Below are 20,208 nucleotides of genomic sequence, written 5' to 3' on the forward strand. Positions count from 1 at the left end.
GGCAAGAAGACACAAGAGGGCGCTGCATCAGGGAAAGCATAGCTATCCCTGATGCAGTACAGGTAGAGTTTGTGCATCAAATGACAAGAGAGTGCAGGAATATCCTGATATCAGGTATTTTAGGAACAGGAGCGTCGGGGGGGGCGTGTGACACCTCCTGGAAAGGGAGCTTGTACAGAAAGCCCAAGGTCGCCTGGCTCAAACTACCCATAAAGGGAAACGGTGCTCTTTCAAGCGCCGGAAGCTCAATGGAAGTCGAGGCCTTCACAAAAGGGGCATACTCCTGCCCGGCGCAGCACCCTGCATCCTCCGTTGACGAAGCTGAATGCGCCTCCTTGCCGTGCGCGTGCCCGTCATCCTGGTGGCTGGAAGCATTGGTGGCGTCTGTCCCATGCGTGTGGCTGTGACCGCCGTGTGCTGCCCCGTGATGATGTGCCGGGGTAGAGGCGATGGGCTGAAGCCGCTGCACCAGGTGGGGTACGTTGCAGACCAGCTGGATAAGGTACAGGCTTAGGAAGGCCGTCAGGAAAAACAGCCCCTTCAAACGTATCTTCTTATTGTACCCGGTTTTTCTCATGAAGCAAAACAGTAGCTGCTGGCTAACGGGGCTCTATCTTGTAAGCATATAAATATTTTTAAGAATATAAATATACAAAACTCATAATATTATTGGTTTACAATCAAACCGCCCGAGAACAAAGGTACAGCGGGAGCAAGCGGGGCTTTTTACATAATTACCGAATCCTTTTACATATTTTCTATGCAGGTCAGCCTGATGGCTTACACAGCGTGAGTATCCCCTGAAACCTGCGTCGGGACTGCAGCGCACCCTGAGAAGCAGCAACGATTTGTCTCTCCCTTTTGTTAAACAAAGCATCCTTGCCGTGCCTTTGAATGCCTTTGAATGCCTTTGAATGCCTTCTGTACATACAGGGCATTGTTTACGTGTGTATCAGGTGAAGGGCCGTTTAGTGCCCTCTACCGCTCCATATGAGAGAATTTATAACTCTTATCGGGAATTTTGTAAGAGCCAGGGCATGGAAGGGACGTATCTTTATAGTATCTAATTGGCAAAATGAGCTAGAAATATGGAAAGCAAAACTATAGCGCCGGGTAAGACAAGCCGCCAAGCTGCCGGAAAGGAGCAGAAAGCATCTTTGCCGGTGACCGGTATGAGCTGCGCCTCCTGCGCCCTCAGCGTGGAGTCCATGGTGGGAACGCAGCCGGGGGTGTCACAGGCGACGGTGAACTTTGCCTCCCAGACACTGCAGGTGTCCTATGACCCCAACCAAGTTACGCTTTCAGACATACAGCGAAATGTACAGGAAATCGGCTTCGACCTGATCATTGACCAGGAGAACGCCCAGGAGAAACAGGAGGAGGCGCAGCAGTACCATTACCAGGCGCTAAAGAAGCGCACGGTAGCGGCGGCCCTTCTCACCCTGCCGGTATTCATCATCGGGATGTTCTTCATGGACATGCCGTACGGAAATTGGATCATGATGGTGCTGAGCGCGCCGGTGCTGTTTTACTTTGGCCGCAGCTTCTTTATCAATGCCTACAGGCAGGCCCGGAACGGCAAAGCGAACATGGACACGCTGGTGTCGCTCAGCACAGGCATCGCCTTTGGCTTCAGTGTGTTCAACACTTTCTTCCCGGAGTTCTGGCTGGCGCGTGGCGTGCAGCCGCACGTCTATTTTGAGGCCGCTGCCGTAGTCATTGTCTTCATCATGCTGGGCAAGCTGCTCGAGGAGAGGGCCAAGTCCAACACTTCCACCGCCATCAAAAAGCTGATGGGCCTGCAGCCGAAAACCGTGTGGCGGGTAGAGGGTGACCAGGAGCGGGAGGTGCCCATCTCCCAGGTACAGAAAGGGGACCTGCTGCTGGTGCGTTCCGGCGAGAAAATACCCGTGGACGGCGAGGTGGCACAGGGAGCCTCTTACGTCGACGAAGCGATGCTGTCAGGGGAGCCCGTACCGGTGGCCAAAGAGAAAGGAGACAAAGTCTACGCAGGCACCATTAACCAGAAAGGCAGTTTCCGGTTTGTAGCCGAGAAGGTGGGCAGTGAGACCATGCTGGCGCACATCATCAAGATGGTGCAGGAAGCGCAGGGCTCCAAGGCCCCGGTGCAGAAATTGGTGGACAAAGTAGCCGGCATCTTTGTGCCTGTCGTGCTGGTGATAGCGCTTGTCAGCTTTGCCGCCTGGTTAACGCTGGGTGGGGACAGCGGCCTGACGCAGGGACTGCTGGCCCTGGTGACCGTGCTCGTGATTGCCTGCCCCTGTGCGCTCGGTCTGGCCACCCCAACGGCCATCATGGTGGGCGTGGGCAAGGGTGCTGAAAACGGCATCCTCATCAAAGACGCGGAAAGCCTGGAGCAGGCCCATAAAGTGAATGCCATCATACTCGATAAGACAGGCACTATCACAGAGGGAAAACCTGTCGTGACAGACATTGCATGGGCCGATGGAACCGGCGCCAAAAGGCAAAATCTACAAGCAGTACTGCTCTCCCTGGAGTTGCAGTCGGAGCACCCGCTCGCGGAAGCCGTGGTGCGCCACCTGAAGGAGCAGGAGACAAGGTCTCTGGAGCTCGACTCCTTCGATAGCCTGACCGGGCGCGGCGTGAAGGCTTCTTTCAACGGCAACCTGTACCTAGCAGGCAATCCTAAGCTGCTGGAAGAGGAAGGGGTGCGTATTGCGCCGGAGCTGGCAGGCAAGGCAGCAGCCCTACGTGCCGAGGCTCGGACCGTCATCTTCTTTGTAGAAAATAAAGCGGCTGTGGCTTTGGTAGCCATAGCCGACCAGATAAAGCAGCATTCTGCGTCAGCCATACGCACGCTGCAGGAGCAGGGAGTAGCAGTGTACATGCTCACCGGTGATAACCAGCAGACAGCGGCCAGCGTCGCCAGGCAGGTGGGCGTGAAAAACTTTGTAGCGGAGGTGCTGCCGTCTGAGAAAGCGGCTTTTGTAAAGGAACTGCAGGCAAAGGGAAAAGTAGTGGCCATGGTAGGGGACGGCATCAACGATTCGCATGCCCTGGCGCAGGCGGATGTAAGCATTGCCATGGGCAAGGGCTCCGACATCGCCATGGATGTCGCCAAAATGACGCTTATCTCATCAGACCTGCTACAGATTCCAAAAGCGCTGAAGCTCTCGAAGCAAACGGTACGGACCATCAGACAAAACCTGTTCTGGGCCTTCATCTATAACCTGATAGGCATTCCGATCGCGGCGGGCGCGCTTTACCCTTCTTACGGCTTTCTGCTGGATCCCATGATTGCAGGCGCGGCCATGGCCCTGAGTTCTGTGTCAGTGGTCACGAACAGCCTGCGGCTGAAGGTGCAGCAGCTATAGGCAGCACCTAAAAGCAATGAAAAAATCAAGTAGGTAAGTACCAGGCAGGACATCAGCCTGCTTTACCTTAAAAAGTAAAATCAAGTAGTACAATTTAAAAAGTGAAACCATGAAAGACTTACAATTCAAAACCAATATCAACTGCGGAGGCTGTGTCTCCAAGGTAACCCCTGTGCTGAATTCCACTGAAGGCGTTCAAGAGTGGAGCGTGGACACCACCCAGAAAGACAAGGTGCTGACAGTGAAGACAGATACCCTTTCTGCAAATGAGATTGTAGCCACCATAGAGAAGGCAGGCTTCAAAGCGCAGCCTTTGTAGTATATTTCCTTTAAAGCCGGTGCACATCTTCTAAATGTGCACCGGCTTTTTTTCTGGCCAGGCTGCTTTAACGGGTCTCACCGGAGGAAGAGCCCGTTCCTTATTTTCAGGCGGCTTAGCACCTGCGGCTTGAAATGTGGGCGCTTTAGGTGATATTTACACTCTAATTCAAAGGTTCTTATTTACACCCTTCAAAACCAATCAACAAGATGACGAAGCTATACAACTCTTTTTTTGTTCTAGTGTGCTGTGCCTTTCTTTCTGGCTGCGGCCAGGAACCGGCAGTAGAGGAAGCACCTGAGCATGCCAATCACCACGCCACGACCAAAGAGGCAAAAGAGCCGGAAAGAGCGCTGGCGATAGGGGTTCAGTCAGAGCCTGACACGCTGAAAGGCAGCCTCAAAGCGGAGGCGCACGGGATGATAGGCCCTGCGCATTTAACGGTTGCCTACCATTCCCCGGCTGTGCGGGGCAGGGTGATCTGGGGCGGGCTTGTCGCTCACAACCAGGTGTGGGTGACAGGTGCGCACGCGGCTACCAGCCTGCAGACGGACCAGCCGATCACGATTGGAGGACAGCCGCTGCCGGCAGGAAAGTATGCGCTGTTTACCATTCCCGGGGAGAAGGCGTGGACTGTCATCATCAACAAAAACTGGGAACAGCACCTGGCGGATGACTACGCTGAAGCAGAAGACGTGGTGCGCTTCACCGTGGAGCCTGAGACGGCAGCGCAGCACCAGGAGCGGCTGCGCTATGAGATTGTCCCCCAAGGCCAGGATAAAGGTGCTGTTGTGATGACATGGGATAAGCTAAAGCTGACACTCCCGGTGGGCGTTTAGTGTAGGCATCTGTGCTCGCGCTTTGGGAATGCCACACAATTTGCTGCTCATAACCCTGCTCTTGTAAAAAGAGTACAGTAGTAGCGAATTTTAATAAGTTGCATAAATAAAGAGTTGCATCATTGATTTGCTGTACAAAACCTATTGCTATGGAAATTATCAAATTCAAAACTGATGTGGAGAGCCAGTCAGGGTTATCAAAAGTAGCGCCCTTTCTGGAGAGGGTGGACAACCTGAGCAAGTGGAGCCTCGATACGGGCAGTGCGGACAAAGTGCTCAGCGTGTCAGGTACTAACCTTAGCCCTCAGGCAGTGGTAAATGCCATGGAAGAGGCGGGTTACAAAGCTGAAGTTCTTCGCGTGATGGGCATTAGTGGCGGGGACTTGTAAAGCTGGGGAGGAGTCTTCGCAGCATTCACATAAAAAACCCGCCGCGAACGTGAAGTGGTCATGGCTTTTACTCCCTGAGCACGTTGCATAACCTGAGCCTGTAATGGGAGCAAAGGGGCTGTCCGGCAGTTCCAGGCAGCCCCTCTGCTCCACTTAAGCAGCCGTGGCAACGGCAGGCAGCGCCGGCTTGCTTTCCTCTGCCTTCAGGTCCAGGATGTAACTGGCTGCTTTGAACGCCCTGGTGCCGGCGTAGATTAGCATGGCCTTGTCGTCCTTGAATTTGCTGACCCACCCCTGCAGATAAGCAACTGAGTTCTCGAACACCGCCTCCCGGATGCCGGTGAAGGCACAGAGGAAGCTGGCGCCCATCTCGGCAATCAGCTCCTCTTTGCTGTAGTCCTCGTCTCCGAAGCGGCTGGTCTTTTCTGTGAAGCGGTCCAGCCTATGGGGGTGGCCGGTGGAGTGAATGAGTTCATGGAAGAGTGTGGCGTGGTAGGCGTGGGGAGAAACAAAATACTTCAGCTCCGGCAGCTGCACCCTGTCACTCACAGGGGCATAGTAGGCCTGCGCGCCGCCGTGCACAATGTGGGGGCGCGGCAGGGGATAACTTTCCACCACCTTTTGACACGCCTCTATCACCTGCAGCTCCGTGCGCTCCACGGCTGCAGGCAGGGCAAAGTCCACGTCCTCTACCTGGTCAATGTTGAACACGGTCCAGATGAAGGGGACAAACTTTCTCCCAGTTCCCCCACTTTCCTCTTCTGCCTGCTCATCGGCATTCTCACCGTCCTTCTCCTCTCTGATTTTCCAGTAGAGGATGGGGGTGCCTTTCTCGCCTTTCTTCACGTGCCCGCACAGTTCCTTTGCCTGCTTGTAAGTGAGGAAGTAAGGTGTGGTGAAGTGTTTCTCTTCGGTGATGTAGTGGAGGTAAAAAGCATTGAAGCCTTCGTAGTGCCGGCCGGATAGGTAGTTCTTCGGGAGGCCGTAGGAGGTCCAGGGCTTCTGCCAGGGCACCTTGCCCTGCTCCAGCTGCGTGATGACCTCATTTGTTACCTGCTCTGCCAACTGGTTGAATTTTTCGAATGCGTTCATAGGAATGGAATTTAGTGGATATATGAGATAAGTACTACTTTATAACATGGTGTAAAAGCTTTTTGCTGCCTGTTTAGCCGTTGGCGGGCTGTTTGCGGGTACCGAAGGGACCGCTTCCCTGCAGCAGGGCGTCCCGCATTCGCCGTACATCGGAGAGGAGGCCGGCGTAGTGCATTCCGCTTGTATGGGCGTCGCTGACCAGGTACTCAGCCAGCAGCGTGTACACCTTGTCTAGGGAGCGGGCCATCTCCAGTGGGGTGTTTTCTTGCGTGAGCACCTGAAGCAGGGGAGAGATATCAAACGTGCCTTCAGCGGCACGACTGTTGGTTGCCAACCTGTAGAAGGGTTGCTTTATGTCCGGGGATGGTGTGGACTGTTCCATATTTTCTATTTCCTGTTGGTGTATCTTTCTTTTAGTTCTGTCAGCTTGGCCTTTGCCTCACTCTCCGACCAGGTGAAGCGCACCAGGCAAAGGTTGGCGGCCTCTCTATTTGTCATTAAACCAGCCTCCCGCAGTTTCAGGATGTTCTCCCAAATCAGCTGCTGCACCGCCTGTACTGGCATTTCTTCAGGCTCTTTCTCCTGCTCAGGCTGCACCTGATGCTGCCGGGTATCGTTGCGTTTCATCGCTTCCAGAAACTCCTTTGCCCACGCCTCATGTGTCTCCCGCTCTGCCTCTGTAAAAGCATCGCAGTAGATCCAGGCACCGTTGCGGTAGATTTTCACCTCGCGCATCTTTACCCGCTCTGCTGTTTTGTAGGTCTTGAGGCCAACCGTGTACCTGGCGGTTTCCAGGCTGTTTCTGTGCTGTGTCGTTGTCTCCATGGGATTAGTTTATAGGTTGTGACGGATGGATAAAGCTCTGCTCTGGAGGATATGTGTCAGGTCCTGCACACGCCCGCGCTCGTCCCTAGACTGCAGGGTTTGGGCTCCTTTGGCCATGGCTACCTTCACAGCCCGCTGCCTGGTGGTGTAGTCGAGGCTGCTGGCCCTGCAGATAAGTTGCCCTTCTCTGGTTTGGAATGTTGCTTTCATAAGTGAAGAATAAACATGTTTTATATATACAACATGAGAGGGAAATAAAAAAGGCTTTCCTGCCTTTCTTACTATATTATACGTTAAAGACTGCATCCATGTTTTATATATACAATATAAAACATAAAAAATTATTCCTTCTTTTTCCCCCAACGCTGGGACTCGATCGGGTAATTTCTCATTTCTGCAATTGTCTGGGCTGGCGGATATTTCTCCGTATCAATATACCTCTTCACGGTGCCATCAATCGGGTTCTCCAAGTCCACAACTTCCAATTGCTTATTATTTATTCGGTTATTGATGGCAGTAGCGGATACGCCACAAATCTTTGCGTATTTGTAGGGAGTGACATACTTAGGGACCTGCTGTTTATCTGCTGCCATTTTGAAAGGGTGTACGCAAAGTTATGCTTCTTGTTTTATATGTACAACATGTTCCTACAAGAGCGTATCTTGCGCTCTTGTTAAGAGCAGGAGAACGCCTTCTTTTTCCCTTTTGTAATATTGATTGTATTTAACAGACATGATCAAAGTCAAACACCCGCTGGAGCGTTGCAACAGAACACAGGAGGAAACAATTACGAAGCTCCCTGAGGCAGAGCGGCGCTTTCACGAGCTGATGTTCAGCTATGGCAACGCTGTCTACCGCTATCACCAGGCGGCGGCAGCGCACGAGCCTTCGCACCAGGATTACGAGGAGTGGCTGGAGGGCCTACCCCTAAATATAGCCAGAGACATGGCCGCTAAAGGATTTGTATGGTGCCGCACCGTACTTTCCTTCACCAGGTACGTTCAAGAAAAGAACGATGTGGGGCAGGAGGAGTATGTGCGTGATCTGATGGGAGAGGAGGAGTTTGAGGAGTACAGAGCGTTAACAGCATAGCTTGCTTCTTTTTCCCTTTTGTAGTATCAGTAGATTACCCAGTAAGTAAGTATTATTCTGTTTACCCTGTACGTCTAGTAATACCATATTTATCTGTTTGTTCTTTCTTCGACTATAGCAGGGAGGCGCCTGCTTTGCGCGGGTGGGGAAGTCACTGTTCTGACAGCTGCAGAACACAGCGCAGCGCAGAGAGGCAGATGGCGGAAGGGTGACCAGCGACGGGAAGCTCTCTGGCAAATGAGCAGCATTTGGAGGAGTGCTGGACGGTGGAGCAAAGCTTGCCGGGGAGGGGCTGTATTTCCCGTTAGACATATGGCAGGCAGTAACGTTTTTAAAACGAGCGTTTGTAAAATGTTATAAGACGCTTGTATATACTCTTTCTAAGCCCAGATGATTGAATGAGGCGACAAATAGTTACAGTTGTGGCAGACTACAAGGTGTAGTTATCTTGAAGAAAGCAAAAATCAATTGTTACTGAGTCCCTTTACATATAGAAGCTATACTTTATTTGTGGCTTTTGATCACTTTCAACATATTTCAAAATCTCACCAACATTTCTGCTACAGTCTATAGTGATTGGAAACTTTCTGTCAAACTGGGTATTGTTCCAGTTCATTTTAGTCAGCATCAATATTTCTCGGCAAATTTGTTCTGGAGATTCGTCATATGAGAAAAGCCTAACCTCAATTGGACTTGGAATATATCGGCCTGGGTAGGTTCCATAGTATTCAACGAAGCCTCTCGTATACAAAAAGTGCCGTTGCTTATCAAGGCTAATCATAGTGCCCCTAAAAGGTGGGTAGTCTTTTTCTCTATATAGCCTGAAATTAGTGGGCATTATAGTAACCAAATCAATAGAGTTGATTTTCATTTCACGTGCAACTCTTTGAAATCCTTCAATTTCTTCCTCTGAATAATTAGAGCTTTTATGAATTACCAAGCGCTGCGGAAATATCTTTACAGCTTCATAGTACTCTGTTAAAGAGTTATAAATTAAATCGAATGCCTGTTGCTCGCTCAAATGTGGCTGCTTATCTTTTTTACTTTCTTTGACAGGTGTGCCGCGTAGTATTACACCATTGCCATGTTCATTGAATATTTGTGTAACGCTTGTTTGAGTTGTTGATTTGTCTCTACTCTTGTAAAAGCTTATTCCCGCAAAACATGTGTTATTGTTTGTTGTTTTTTTCAATGCCCATGGAGTACCCGAAGCTTTATAATATAGGGCAGTAAAGAAATTCCAAGCGATAGTTGCTTGATCTTGCATTTCGGAAGAAGGCTTGACTATCCTATCCCTAACAATTTGAATAGGGATATTATATTCCATTGCCCGAGCCTTTAATAGTCTTCTGAAATTAAATTCTACTTCTAGAGTTTCATCTTCATCTAGTAAGCTATTCTCTACCTCCACTGTAGATGTGCCGTATATCATTTTCGTGAACTGCTCATCCAGCACACAAAGAATGACATCGGGGTTCTTGTTTTTAGATAGAAATTTTATTTCAGTTAAATAAATCTCAACACTTTTCGTAATTAGATCATTGATGTCATCTGAAGACTTTTTAACTTGCTCAAAAGTAGAATGATTAATTTTCCTTACATAAGATTCATCATATGCAATCTCACTTTTGAAAGCAATTTTGCTATTGAATCCGGGGAAATTAGTAAATAGGTTAGGTTGGTTACTCTTTTTAGCATCAATATGGCTCCTACATTGTTTTATCCAGCTAATTAATGTGCCGATACTATCGCTGCTACCTACAAATCCTACTACAATTTTATCTGGTCGGACATTATTGATGTCCGATACAGTATAGTTATAAATTCCAGCCCTTGGACAAACATGCTGGCCGCTGCTAAACTGCAAGAATGGTTCTTCTAGTAACTTAATATCCATAATCAGATTTAAAGGATAGATTCAGTTTGAATGGATCAGAAAATGACAATAGCCCGTAATGTTGTTCACCCTCTTTTAACTTATTGCTAAAACAATAAGATATAAGCATAAAGTGTTGGTAAACAGCATTGTTAGTTTCTAATTTCTTTTTCTTAGTGATTAGATCACTTTCATATTTATGGCTGGTATATCCATCGTATGTATAGCTCCAAGTTGGAGTTATGGCTACAAACCAACTGCTTTCAGATTTAAATGATTGAATCCTGAACGATAATTGCTGAAAATACAGAATCTGTGTCTCTTCCTTATTCCAAACCTCCTTTACCACCGTTCTTGTTGCAGTTTTTTTATTTTTCCACGTTATTTTTCGCTCCTTCGGAACTTTGGGTGGTCTGAACCGAAACAAACGCTCTTTTCTTAACCACTGAATTTCTTTGAATGACAGTAGTTCTTGAATGGAATTATCAATTAATTTAGAGAGAGCTGCCTCATACTTGAAGTTAATATTTGAAAATTCGTCTATTGAATATTCTTCAACAGTACCTGCTTCAACTAACTTACTCAGGGGTTCTTTTTTATCATCCAGATGTTTGAAAGAGATGAGCTTCTTCTCGAAAACATGCCAGTCCCGAACATATGGAATATCATTGAATTCCATAGCTCTATTAAGCACGCTTCCATCGGAAGCTTTTTTCTTGAGTTTGTAATCTGTTTCCCAGGATTTTGTGATTATATCATCGCGATTTACTCCAATTGAGCCAACATACACTTTTTCAGGAAGAATAACCTCTAATATGTTTGGGTATAATGTTTCGGTAATTACCTTATCCTTGTTTTCAACCAGAAATCTGCGGTGCTCTATTTTCTCTTCGGAAAATTCTAATTCAAATAAATCTAACACTTCCTGAATTTTTGGAATAGAAATCCATGAATTGAGCTCTCTTAAAAGATTTTCATAATCATAAATATTATCTTTTGAATTGAAGTCAAACTCTTCATTAATTATTTTCTTAAAGGATTCATCACTATACTTAGCTTGCTTAGCAGTTATAACATAGACTAACAGTATGTCGAATTCTTCGTTTTTCTTATATTTAACATACTGTTCCAATGTATATTTTATTTTCTCTCCACTTGAAGTTGAGGTAACTTGAATCGCAATACGATTTTCTCTGTCAATCAAATCTATTGCTGAGTAATTCTTCTCTTCAAGATTAGCATTCACTAAGTTAAGGCCATAAACTTTGTTTAAAATCGGTATTATGACATTTTCTGCATGAATATTAATATCATATAAATTTAAACTATTCAAATTTTCTGTTTCAGTTCGAAACCTGCTTAACAATTCAGCTATCCTATCAATAATCTTTTTCTTGTTCACTTTGTCTTTTTTGACTTTGGCTTTTTAAATTAGATTGATTTTCGTGAATGAGTTATCAGACTTTATCTTTTATCAATGGGCGGATAAACACAAACGACTAGTGGATAGGGAAAATAGTTCCTCTAACATAGGCCTCCTCCAGAGTGTCAAAACTTTCCTATGTAGTGCTTGTGTGGTGATCTCTATTCAACCGGAATTTTCCCTGCTTTGGTTTAGGGTGTGCTAACTGCTTTATAATGTATGGTTTTTGCTGCAACATTTCTTGCATTTAGTATCTAGAGAAAGGCAAAGTATGGTTTACTGTAACTGTTTGATTGTTACCATATTGTGAAGCCATTAATTACATCTTATAATAGACCATCTTCATTAACCTTAATTTTGTGGGTTTCTCTACAGAATATTATTTATACCATTATTCCCCTGCTCATTTACAGGGTCATTTACAGGGTCATTTATAGGGTCATTTACAGCCGTAGCTGTCCCTCTACGGTTCCTGCTTAGCCGCGTCCGCTCTTAAGTATCTCCCTCAACTCCTCTGTCGGCATGTAATGCCCGGACTTTGGCGGCCCGACAAATTGAATTAGCTTTCTATCCCTCAACACCTTTAGATCCCTCTTGGCCGTTTTCTCCGAGACACCTGTAAATTCAGCTATAACAGCGGTGCTCGCCCGAGGGTTCTCCAGCACGAAGTCCAGAACCTTGGCTATTCTCTCGCTTACCTTAACGTTATGCTCGCCTAGCAGTCCTTCGCTAACGCCTTGTACACTGCCTTCAGCCATCGCATGGTCTAAAGGGATCTCTATCCTGAACACATCACCGTCATCGAAAGTCGGTACCCTGCCAGGGGAGTAGAGGGGCAGGAAAAGGTGCACGTTGCGCACTCCAGACCCGAGCTCGTCAACCCTGCCCAGCTGGATAAAGAACTTTGCGATAGTCGGATTCTTAGGGAAGGGGGAGAACTGCCCCGGGACAAGCAATCCGTGGTGCTGCGGCCGGTTGGCGTTTTCTGTGATTACACTGTCTCTATAGATGACAAGGGTGGCAGGCAACGCATTGGTATACTCGCGGTGCACAATCAGGTTGGCCACGACCTCACGGAATATTTTTGTCCTCAGGCTGACCCGCACATCGCCCTCCATGTGAAACCTGTCGGGCAGATGCTTGGCTATGAAAGCCATGAGCTGCTCGTAGGCCTCAATCAGGTTAGTCTGAATATAGACTCTGTCGTCATAGCGGTCCAAGTCCTCACGACGGACCAGGGCATCTATCTTATAGTGCGGCAGCACCTGCTGAATTACCTCGTCGCGGCCGAAGACAAGCGCCGCGGCCAAGGTGTAGCCCTCTTGGTTGGTGGCGAAGTCCCGACGGTAGAAGCCCGCCGTTCTAAGTAACTGCTCATCATCCATGGCTAGCCACGGGTGGCCAGGATCCCGGCTGTAGATAAGGTTCCTGACCTTCGGGAAGAGCTCAGGCTTGAAATCATTGTAGCCCAGATACGGGTAAATAGTGTTCTCAGTGAAATGAGCCCGCTTCCTGTTGTAGAGCTCGGCTATTTGGCCGTGGTTGTTCAGGCGGTAGTCGCCATCCTCGCTTCTGTCGAATATGGCGCCGTTGGTCCTGTGTACCTGTGAGCTCTCAGGCACCTGAATGTACAGGATAGCCTTACCGTCAATATCATACACCTCCGGAAAAAGGATGAACGGCGGCTCCAGCTTCTGGGCGTTGTTCGATAGGTTGACAAGATCGGTCTTGAGCTTTCCCACGCTTGCCGGGTCGACACCAAGCACGCTCCCGTCATCGTCAACGCCCAGGAAAATGCTCCCGCCTGCACGGTTCAAAAAAGCGCAGACGGTTTCAAACAGGTTCTTAGGCAGACTGGTGCTGGCTTTCTTGAACTCCATTCTCAGCCCTTCACCTTCCTGCAGCAGCTGGAGTATCCGCTTATCGCTCATGGTGTAGTTTACTCAAATATATTTCAGCGTAAGTTATGAAATTGCCCGCTACCGAAAAAGGTAGGGTACGCCCGCAGGCACTCATATGGTGGGCACAAGGTAAAACATGGGCAACAGGCGGTGGTGCCTTTTGTGTAGCGGCTTTAACATTAAGTAGGCTATGAAGGCACCCTGTGAGAGGTTATATTGGAATAAACAGCAGGCTGTGGAAGTCAAAAGAACCAGTAATAGCCTTAGGTCCATACTTCATGAGACAAAAACAACAAAACTGGTACATGCTTCGAAGTACATATACCATCGTGGCACATGTTCCCCTGTCGGTGAGGGCTAATTAACGCGTGAGAATTATTTATGCAACATTAATTAAACTATATATAATACATAGCAAATATTATTATTTTGCTTCTCAGATCTTAAACCTAGCTGTGAGAGCAAATGCGATACATCCCTAACCTAATTCCAGGCCATGCCAAGGTCCTTCCTACCTACTTCAAAGGTGACCCTTACACCTCTAAGCCAGGTAATATCCTTTTGCAGATCCTTTCTTACATAGGAGCCATCTTCTTCCTGTTAATGGCATTGGCCTTCCTCCAACACCCTATCGTCACATGTATATTAGGCGCACTTGGCTTCATACTGCTTCCTCAGGGCCAACGGTGGCTGGAGCGCAAAGGCAGGTTCCGCATGAAAGGGAAAATGAAGGCTATTCTGGGAGGAACTTTGTTCCTGATTTCTACTCCGTTCATTAACCACTACTCAGAGGTAGACGCACGCCAGGCACATGAACTGCAGTTGAAAGAGGAGAAGGCAAGGCAAGAGCGCTTGCTGGCTGAGCAGAAGGAACAAGAGCGCCAGGACAGCCTGGCTTACTACGTGACGGAGAGTATTCGGCTTCGTAATGCCGACAAAACAGACCAAGCGCTGGCAGTGCTCTTACGTGCGGATGCATTCTCTCTGCACCAAACAGAGAAAGACACGATCCAAGACATTAGAACCGACATTCTGTCGCTACGGGCTTTCTCCCTAGTGAGGGCCTCCAAGTATAAGGCAGCCTTGCCTGAACTAACTTCCCTGCTTAAGCAGCGCCCCTCGGATGACGCACTGCTTTACAACCGCGCCGTCTGCTACAGCAAAACGGGTCAGACAAAAGAGGCCGTGCAGGATTTGAAAGCGGCTATGGCAGCAGGCAACAAGGAGGCCGAAAGGCTGCATGAGCGCATCAACCCGCTAAAGAGAAGAGTGGCCTACTATGTGACCCGTTGTTGCGACGGCTCCACCTCGAGCGCGAAGGGCAGGGGAGCCTGCTCCCACCACGGCGGCGTGTGCGACTGGAACGATCCTGTCTACGAAGAATACAGAAAATACTAGCTATGAACAAACAAATATTTCACGAGGCACCTCTGCTGAAGAGAAGCTTTATGCAACGGATACTGGGTCAGCATCCGGAGGAAAATGCCGCAATCGAGATCAATAACCTACTGGCCTCAAAGCAGGTACGGGAGATTGACCGCCTGGAGATCGATAGGATTGCACGGACCTATAAGATAGATGCTCTGCACCTGTTCAGGCTCAACATGGAGGAGTTTTATGCTGTTTATCTCAATCATTGTTTTGAGGACTGTACTTTGAGTGAGGAGGAGCTGCAAGACCTAAGACACCTTCGACAGTTGCTGCAACTCGAAGAGCGGACCGTAAACTTTCTTCATTCCGAAATAGGGCAGAAGGTATACAAGTCTTCTTTTGAGAAGGCCATCGCTGACGGCAGATTGACGGAAGAGGAAAAGAAGTTCCTCAACAAGCTGGAGGCGGACCTAAAACTGCCGGAGGCGCTTGTCAACAGCATTTCAAAGGAGGTGAGGAGTGCCTTTGTTCAGAACTACGTCTCCGGCATCATCGCAGACGAGCGGCTGTCGCCAGAGGAGGAGCGGGAATTGGAGGCCATCGCCGCCAATCTGAATGTCACGCTGGAGACGGACGAGCAGACAAAGCGCCAGTTGCAGCAGCTCAAGCTCTACTGGGCACTTGAGAACACAGAGCTGCCTGCCATACAGCCTGACATCCTGCTTCAAAAGAGTGAAAAGTGCTTTATCTCCATACCTGGCGTAGACTGGCACGAGCTGCGGACCGTAAGGCACCGGACCAGTTACAGTGGCTACTCCACCAGCTTCCGCGTAGCCAAGGGCTTTTACCTGCGCAGCGGGTCCTACACGCCGCGCAGCTACAGCTCAGATGAGATGAAGCTCATCGACTCCGGCACAGTCTACCTTACCAACAAGCGCATCATCTTTACCGGGGCAAAGAAGAACTCCAATATTCGCCTGGACAAGATACTTCATATTACGCCCTACTCAGATGGGGTGGAGATCGGTAAGGAGACAGGCAAGAGCCCGCTCCTGCAGCTGCCAAACAGAGCAGATGTTTTCTGTATTATTCTGGAACGGCTGCTCCGGGAAAGGGTGTGAACGCACCTTTTCAAGCACTTGACCATTTCTAGGATACTTATTCACTATTCACCCAAAATTTACTTATTATGCTTCTCAAGCTGCCTAAACTTGAACGAAAGGCTTACCAGAAGGTAAGAACCAAAAATATAGCGCGGCAACTGATTCAGCCAGGAATAGAACTAGATGTAGTTAAAGTTTCAAGCACAAGGAGCGGTATGACAGTTTCATGTGGCCAGGAAGAATATTACCTGACCTGTAATAAAAGTGACTGTCCAGCTGAGAAAGGTTTAGTCTTACTTATCAACATCAGACCGACTGAGGAGCGCATCGCAAATGGCGAAATCAAAGTTAAAGGCTGGCTAAAGCATCCAGGACTACAGGATGCTTTAACACCGGAAAACATCATAAAGACATGGACAAACCGCTTCTCTTACCGTGAAGAAGATCCGGAGAGTGACAGTCCAGGACTAAGGCAGCCACAGATCGGAGCACTGCATATGATTATGGGGCACCTGAAGATGCCCCTTGATACAGCTACGGTTGTTATGCCGACCGGAACCGGTAAGACTGAGACGATGCTTTCTGCGCTAATTGCAAACAAGTGCAGGAGACTTTTGGTGATAGTGCCCTCTGACTCCTTGCGAAGACAAATTTCTGCGAAATTTGCTACGCTTGGTCTTCTGAAACAATTCGAAATCGTTGCAGAAGAAGCAGCCTATCCTATCGTGGGGGTTATGAGCCAAGCTTTCAAAACTGTTGAGGAGCTATATGAATTCACTCAAGCGTGCAACGTGTTAGTGACGACCATGCAGATCCTGACAGGTCTTTCAGAAGAGCAGACACAGCTCCTGGTAGAGAACTGCTCCAATGTCTTCATTGATGAGGCACACCACGTCAAGGCGAGCATATGGAACACTTTCAAGGAAAAATTTCCAGCAGAAAAAATCATACAGTTCACAGCCACACCATTTAGAAACGACGGGAAAAGGCTGGACGGTAAGATCATCTTTAACTTTCCTCTTCGGGAAGCACAAAGACAAGGGTACTTTAAGCACATTGAATTTCTGCCGATCAGGGAGTTTGACCCTGAAGTAGCTGACAAAGAGATAGCTGAAAGAGCGGTCGAAAGGCTTATACAGGACAGAGCCCAAGGTTATAACCATCTTTTGATGGCCAGGTGCAGCACCAAAGAGAGAGCCACAAAGGTATATGACCTCTATAAAGATTATGCCGACCTCAATCCCGTGATGATATATTCCGGTGCACCCAATTTCAGGGAAACATATGAAAGGATAATCAATAAGGAAGCCAAAATAATAGTCTGCGTTGACATGCTTGGGGAGGGATTCGACCTGCCCGAGTTGAAAGTCGCTGCATTCCACGACATTCGAAAGAGCCTGCCGATCACGCTGCAGTTTGCTGGCAGGTTCACGAGAACCAAACATGATGAAGAGCTGGGAGATGCATCATTTATTGCCAACATCGCAGACTTAACCGTGCGGGCTGAGCTGGAAGATCTATACGCTAGAGATGCAGATTGGAACCAGTTGCTCTCAGACGCAAGCTTCGGGAGAATCAATGAAGAAGAAGAATTCAAAGCGCTCATGGATGGGTTCACTAAGCTAGGGAGCTCAAAGATTCCCCTGCAGAACATTCGAACGAAGCTTAGCACCGTCGTGTATAAGAACAAAACAAATGAGTGGTCTCCGAAACAGTATTATAAGGCTATTCCAGGGTATGATGAGCTTGAGTTTAAATTCCACGACATAAACCGTGACGAAAACATGCTCATCATCATCACGGCCAATAAAGTTGATGTGGAGTGGGTAAACCATAAAGATATTTACCTGATCGACTGGAAGTTGACGGTGGTTTACTGGGAGACAAAGAATAACCTCCTTTTTATTAACAGCTCTGATAACTCTAGCCTATATCCAGATCTTGCGCAGGCTATCATAGGTGAGGAGGCCGAACTGGTAAGAGGCATTGACGTTTTCAAGGCTTTTCACAATATAAAGCGAATAAGGCTCCAGAATGTGGGTTTGAGGTACTTCCTCGGCAAGAACATTCGGTTTAGGATGATGGTTGGGAGCGATGTGGCAGAGGCGTTGAGTATCGCAGAGAGACAAAAGGGAGAGAAGGCTTTTGTGATGGGCATAGGCTATGAGAATGGCGAGCCTGTTAATATTGGTTCATCTTATAAGGGGAGGATCTGGACAAAGCTTGATGGAGACTTGAAAGCCCTTAAAAACTGGTGTGACAGCCTTGGGTCTAAGTTGACAGACCCCAATGTTGACCCTAATCAAATACTAAAGGAAACGCTAATTCCTACACAGGTGGTGGAGGTTCCAGATGTACATCCGGTGCACATTGACTGGGCCATAGAAATGTATCTGAGCAGCGAGACCAGATTCAGGTTTGAAATAGACGGTGTTGTGTTCGACCTTTCCTCTATTGAGTTGAGGTTAAATGCACGTTCTGCTAGTAACATAGTCTCTTTTGCCCTCCAATCTGGAACAAAATCCGTGGGCTTTGAGCTACAGCTTTTTATGAACACCACATTAGAAGAGCCTTATCCTGATTTTAGAATTGTTCAGACAAGTGGAAATGCTGTCACGGTAAAGTACGGTAGCAAGAGCGTAGATGCCAACCGGTTTTTCGAGGAGTTCACCCCTACAGTGTGGTTCGCCGACGGTTCCGCCTTAACCGGGAATGAGTATGTGGAGCTGAAGCACAGCATCAACGCCTATCCAAGGGAGGAGATTATCGCTTGGGACTGGACAGGTGTAGATCTTAGTGCCGAGTCTCAGCATGTGTTGCCCCTCATTACCAATTCCATTCAGTATAAAGTAATAACGGAGCTTAAAAGCCGTGACTACGACATTGTCTACGACGATGATTACCCTGGAGAAATTGCGGATGTTGTGGCAATGAAGTTTGATAGCGAAAAAATCAAGGTGGACTTGTTCCATCTCAAATACGCTGTAGAAGGTGTGGTTAGCAACCAAGTTAAGAACCTATACGAAGTGTGCGGGCAAGCACAGAAATCAATACATTGGAAACACAAAGCAGGAAATGAATTCTTCAACCATCTGTTGCGGCGGAAGGAGAAAAAGAGAAGGGGGAACTCGCGTTCTAGACTAGAGAAAGGCACAGTACAGGACCTTGAGAAATTGCTTTCTATAGCGAAGAAGGAGATTCCAATGGAATTTGAGGTTTATATTGTCCAACCTGGCATTTCAAAAAGCGCAGCATCACAGGAGATCCTCACTCTGCTCGGTGTAACGGAGAACTTTGTTAAAGAGGTCGCTGGAGTCAATCTTTATGTTATTACTAGTCAATGATAGTCAATATTAGCTGAGGTGTTTCCCTCTCAGTGTTTTCAGTATTATTCTATCGTGAGTTTTGCCTTCATTTCTCCTCCTAATATAGCGGGCATAGGTAGCCAGATTATCTTTTTTGCATTTAAATCAACAATATCGTATTCTAAACATGAAGCAACTTTTACTCATTACATTATTTCTTTTTTTACCGTTCTCATATTCTAATGCACAAGAATCTGTTGTCGTTACAGAGTCCACTTTGAAAGTGGCTGGCCTTGGGGAGGAAGCTTTTTACTACGGGTTCGCCAAAGGAGACGAAATTGTATTTGACTTCAGCGAGGCGAACGGCAAGGAGCTAAAAGAGCTTGAGATAATTGAGTTGCCATCCTCCTCAAAGTTCTCGGACTACAAAGTGAAAAAGGTGCAGGACAAGAGGATTAAAGTGACTAAGACAGGTATTTACAAGTTCCGTCTTTCTAACTCTTCATTGGGCGGCAGGGTCTGTAGGCTTAAGATACAGCGCATACCGGCTAGCGAGAACACCAGGATCTTTGACTCCAGCGTGTATTGGAGGACTGTACAAGACACCACCTACACCACTAAGCAGGAAAGGTACCTGGTGCGCGCCGACACGGCCATCGTGAAGGTTACAGACCAGGTGGCGCCTGTGTCGTCCACTACCGCGGTGAACGGGAATCCCAACAAGACAGTCGTTGAGTTCACGCTGCCAGCAGGGACTGTCTCCTGGAGCTATTACATCGGAGTGGGAGCGACTGGGGAGAAAGCCTATGACGGAGCCAGAGACAAGTTCGTCAATACGGCGGCGGCATCCGTGGCAAAGCTTCCGGGCTACGGCCCTATGGCGGCCTTGGCCCTTTATGGCATCAATTACTTCAGCAAGGCCCAGGGGGAAGACAACGTGAAGTACTGGTTCATTACCGACTGGGACAACGTGCTGCTGTTTAAGGCCGGTAAGCAGTTCTACCAATATAAGTCAGGAGATGTTATCAACGAAGCCTCGCAGATGAAGGCTCCAAACAGGGGCAAAGTTTACCTCGGGTTACTGAATGATAATGTCATGGACCAGATCCAGGTCAATGTTCATGCCACCGCCATCACTGTCACCCCTGTTTGGGGAACCCGCCAGGTCAGGCAGATGCACGTTCAGGCAAGGCAAGAACCTTATTTGAACGCATTAAAGTAAAAAGCTTTGGCTGTGTCTCTATAGATGCATTAGCTGCCTAGAGCACTCTGTTGCCCCGACAGAACACATCACTGTAAAACAAAGCAAGGAGAGCA

The 20,208-nt window shown here is 48.0% G+C and carries 18 protein-coding genes; 9 read left to right on the forward strand and 9 right to left on the reverse strand.

Translation table 11 applies throughout. The features are described from left to right. Positions 1–76 precede the first annotated feature (76 nt). Positions 77–577 carry a hypothetical protein gene (locus tag CHB92_RS07205; RefSeq protein ID WP_089318516.1) on the reverse strand — a complete coding sequence of 167 codons (501 nt, stop codon included), beginning with the start codon at positions 575–577 and terminating at the stop codon, positions 77–79. A 511-nt stretch (positions 578–1,088) separates the two neighbouring features. On the opposite strand from CHB92_RS07205, the gene CHB92_RS07210 reads away from it, so the two are divergent. From CHB92_RS07210 to CHB92_RS07225, 4 genes are all read left to right on the forward strand, one after another. Further along, positions 1,089–3,356 (forward strand): heavy metal translocating P-type ATPase, encoded by a 2,268-nt coding sequence (locus CHB92_RS07210; protein ID WP_089318517.1) that lies wholly within the window; start codon positions 1,089–1,091, stop codon positions 3,354–3,356. A 109-nt stretch (positions 3,357–3,465) separates the two neighbouring features. After that, positions 3,466–3,675 (forward strand): heavy-metal-associated domain-containing protein, encoded by a 210-nt coding sequence (locus CHB92_RS07215; RefSeq protein WP_089318518.1) that lies wholly within the window; start codon positions 3,466–3,468, stop codon positions 3,673–3,675. 209 nt (positions 3,676–3,884) lie between these two features. Next, positions 3,885–4,514 carry a DUF2911 domain-containing protein gene (locus CHB92_RS07220; RefSeq protein WP_089318519.1) on the forward strand — a complete coding sequence of 210 codons (630 nt, stop codon included), beginning with the start codon at positions 3,885–3,887 and terminating at the stop codon, positions 4,512–4,514. A 149-nt stretch (positions 4,515–4,663) separates the two neighbouring features. Further along, complete coding sequence (locus tag CHB92_RS07225) at positions 4,664–4,903, forward strand: hypothetical protein (protein ID WP_089318520.1); 240 nt, start codon at positions 4,664–4,666, stop codon at positions 4,901–4,903. A gap of 153 nt (positions 4,904–5,056) precedes the next feature. Here the strand turns inward: CHB92_RS07225 and CHB92_RS07230 are convergent, their stop codons facing one another. The 5 genes from CHB92_RS07230 to CHB92_RS07250 form a co-directional block, all read right to left on the reverse strand. Continuing rightward, positions 5,057–5,995, reverse strand: a complete 939-nt coding sequence (locus CHB92_RS07230) for an ArdC family protein (RefSeq protein ID WP_089318521.1) — start codon at positions 5,993–5,995, stop codon at positions 5,057–5,059. 73 nt (positions 5,996–6,068) lie between these two features. Then, complete coding sequence (locus tag CHB92_RS07235; protein ID WP_089318522.1) at positions 6,069–6,377, reverse strand: hypothetical protein; 309 nt, start codon at positions 6,375–6,377, stop codon at positions 6,069–6,071. A gap of 5 nt (positions 6,378–6,382) precedes the next feature. Further along, a complete protein-coding gene (locus tag CHB92_RS07240) occupies positions 6,383–6,820 on the reverse strand; it encodes a hypothetical protein (RefSeq protein ID WP_089318523.1) in 438 nt (145 codons plus the stop codon). 9 nt (positions 6,821–6,829) lie between these two features. Continuing rightward, a complete protein-coding gene (locus CHB92_RS07245; protein WP_089318524.1) occupies positions 6,830–7,030 on the reverse strand; it encodes a hypothetical protein in 201 nt (66 codons plus the stop codon). A gap of 131 nt (positions 7,031–7,161) precedes the next feature. Next, the gene (locus tag CHB92_RS07250; protein ID WP_089318525.1) at positions 7,162–7,413 is read right to left on the reverse strand and encodes a hypothetical protein; all 252 of its coding nucleotides are present in this window, start codon (positions 7,411–7,413) and stop codon (positions 7,162–7,164) included. Positions 7,414–7,552: 139 nt separating this feature from the next. Here CHB92_RS07250 and CHB92_RS07255 point away from each other — a divergent pair, with 139 nt between their 5' ends. Further along, positions 7,553–7,912, forward strand: coding sequence for a hypothetical protein (locus tag CHB92_RS07255; RefSeq protein ID WP_089318526.1), 360 nt, complete (start codon positions 7,553–7,555; stop codon positions 7,910–7,912). A 484-nt stretch (positions 7,913–8,396) separates the two neighbouring features. Here CHB92_RS07255 and CHB92_RS07260 read toward each other — a convergent pair whose 3' ends face one another. The 3 genes from CHB92_RS07260 to CHB92_RS07270 all read right to left on the reverse strand — a co-directional run bounded on the left by CHB92_RS07260 (position 8,397) and on the right by CHB92_RS07270 (position 13,142). Next, the gene (locus tag CHB92_RS07260; RefSeq protein WP_089318527.1) at positions 8,397–9,809 is read right to left on the reverse strand and encodes an argonaute/piwi family protein; all 1,413 of its coding nucleotides are present in this window, start codon (positions 9,807–9,809) and stop codon (positions 8,397–8,399) included. Continuing rightward, positions 9,799–11,190: an SMEK domain-containing protein gene (locus CHB92_RS07265; protein WP_089318528.1), complete on the reverse strand. Its 1,392-nt coding sequence runs from the start codon at positions 11,188–11,190 to the stop codon at positions 9,799–9,801. The genes CHB92_RS07260 and CHB92_RS07265 overlap by 11 nt, the downstream gene beginning before the upstream one ends. Before the next feature lie 497 nt (positions 11,191–11,687). Beyond that, complete coding sequence (locus CHB92_RS07270) at positions 11,688–13,142, reverse strand: RNA-binding domain-containing protein (protein ID WP_089318529.1); 1,455 nt, start codon at positions 13,140–13,142, stop codon at positions 11,688–11,690. A 435-nt stretch (positions 13,143–13,577) separates the two neighbouring features. On the opposite strand from CHB92_RS07270, the gene CHB92_RS07275 reads away from it, so the two are divergent. The 4 genes from CHB92_RS07275 (at position 13,578) to CHB92_RS07290 (ending at position 20,113) form a co-directional block, all read left to right on the forward strand. Further along, positions 13,578–14,510, forward strand: coding sequence for a tetratricopeptide repeat protein (locus CHB92_RS07275; RefSeq protein WP_089318530.1), 933 nt, complete (start codon positions 13,578–13,580; stop codon positions 14,508–14,510). A gap of 2 nt (positions 14,511–14,512) precedes the next feature. Then, a complete protein-coding gene (locus tag CHB92_RS07280; RefSeq protein ID WP_089318531.1) occupies positions 14,513–15,604 on the forward strand; it encodes a PH domain-containing protein in 1,092 nt (363 codons plus the stop codon). A gap of 68 nt (positions 15,605–15,672) precedes the next feature. Next, positions 15,673–18,930: a DEAD/DEAH box helicase gene (locus CHB92_RS07285; RefSeq protein ID WP_089318532.1), complete on the forward strand. Its 3,258-nt coding sequence runs from the start codon at positions 15,673–15,675 to the stop codon at positions 18,928–18,930. 148 nt (positions 18,931–19,078) lie between these two features. Continuing rightward, a complete protein-coding gene (locus CHB92_RS07290; protein ID WP_146133183.1) occupies positions 19,079–20,113 on the forward strand; it encodes a hypothetical protein in 1,035 nt (344 codons plus the stop codon). The last annotated feature ends 95 nt before the right edge of the window (positions 20,114–20,208 follow it).

It is taken from the genome of Pontibacter ummariensis (assembly GCF_900188175.1).
Lineage (GTDB): Bacteria > Bacteroidota > Bacteroidia > Cytophagales > Hymenobacteraceae > Pontibacter > Pontibacter ummariensis.

Coding starts and splice junctions, on each gene's coding strand:
- CHB92_RS07290 (WP_146133183.1), top strand. CDS start 19,079: ATGAAGCAACTTTTACTCATTACATTATTTCTTTTTTTACCGTTCTCA.
- CHB92_RS07250 (WP_089318525.1), bottom strand. CDS start 7,413: ATGGCAGCAGATAAACAGCAGGTCCCTAAGTATGTCACTCCCTACAAA.
- CHB92_RS07205 (WP_089318516.1), bottom strand. CDS start 577: ATGAGAAAAACCGGGTACAATAAGAAGATACGTTTGAAGGGGCTGTTT.
- CHB92_RS07235 (WP_089318522.1), bottom strand. CDS start 6,377: ATGGAACAGTCCACACCATCCCCGGACATAAAGCAACCCTTCTACAGG.
- CHB92_RS07280 (WP_089318531.1), top strand. CDS start 14,513: ATGAACAAACAAATATTTCACGAGGCACCTCTGCTGAAGAGAAGCTTT.
- CHB92_RS07245 (WP_089318524.1), bottom strand. CDS start 7,030: ATGAAAGCAACATTCCAAACCAGAGAAGGGCAACTTATCTGCAGGGCC.
- CHB92_RS07260 (WP_089318527.1), bottom strand. CDS start 9,809: ATGGATATTAAGTTACTAGAAGAACCATTCTTGCAGTTTAGCAGCGGC.
- CHB92_RS07285 (WP_089318532.1), top strand. CDS start 15,673: ATGCTTCTCAAGCTGCCTAAACTTGAACGAAAGGCTTACCAGAAGGTA.
- CHB92_RS07240 (WP_089318523.1), bottom strand. CDS start 6,820: ATGGAGACAACGACACAGCACAGAAACAGCCTGGAAACCGCCAGGTAC.
- CHB92_RS07220 (WP_089318519.1), top strand. CDS start 3,885: ATGACGAAGCTATACAACTCTTTTTTTGTTCTAGTGTGCTGTGCCTTT.
- CHB92_RS07215 (WP_089318518.1), top strand. CDS start 3,466: ATGAAAGACTTACAATTCAAAACCAATATCAACTGCGGAGGCTGTGTC.
- CHB92_RS07270 (WP_089318529.1), bottom strand. CDS start 13,142: ATGAGCGATAAGCGGATACTCCAGCTGCTGCAGGAAGGTGAAGGGCTG.
- CHB92_RS07230 (WP_089318521.1), bottom strand. CDS start 5,995: ATGAACGCATTCGAAAAATTCAACCAGTTGGCAGAGCAGGTAACAAAT.
- CHB92_RS07210 (WP_089318517.1), top strand. CDS start 1,089: ATGGAAAGCAAAACTATAGCGCCGGGTAAGACAAGCCGCCAAGCTGCC.
- CHB92_RS07225 (WP_089318520.1), top strand. CDS start 4,664: ATGGAAATTATCAAATTCAAAACTGATGTGGAGAGCCAGTCAGGGTTA.
- CHB92_RS07255 (WP_089318526.1), top strand. CDS start 7,553: ATGATCAAAGTCAAACACCCGCTGGAGCGTTGCAACAGAACACAGGAG.
- CHB92_RS07275 (WP_089318530.1), top strand. CDS start 13,578: ATGCGATACATCCCTAACCTAATTCCAGGCCATGCCAAGGTCCTTCCT.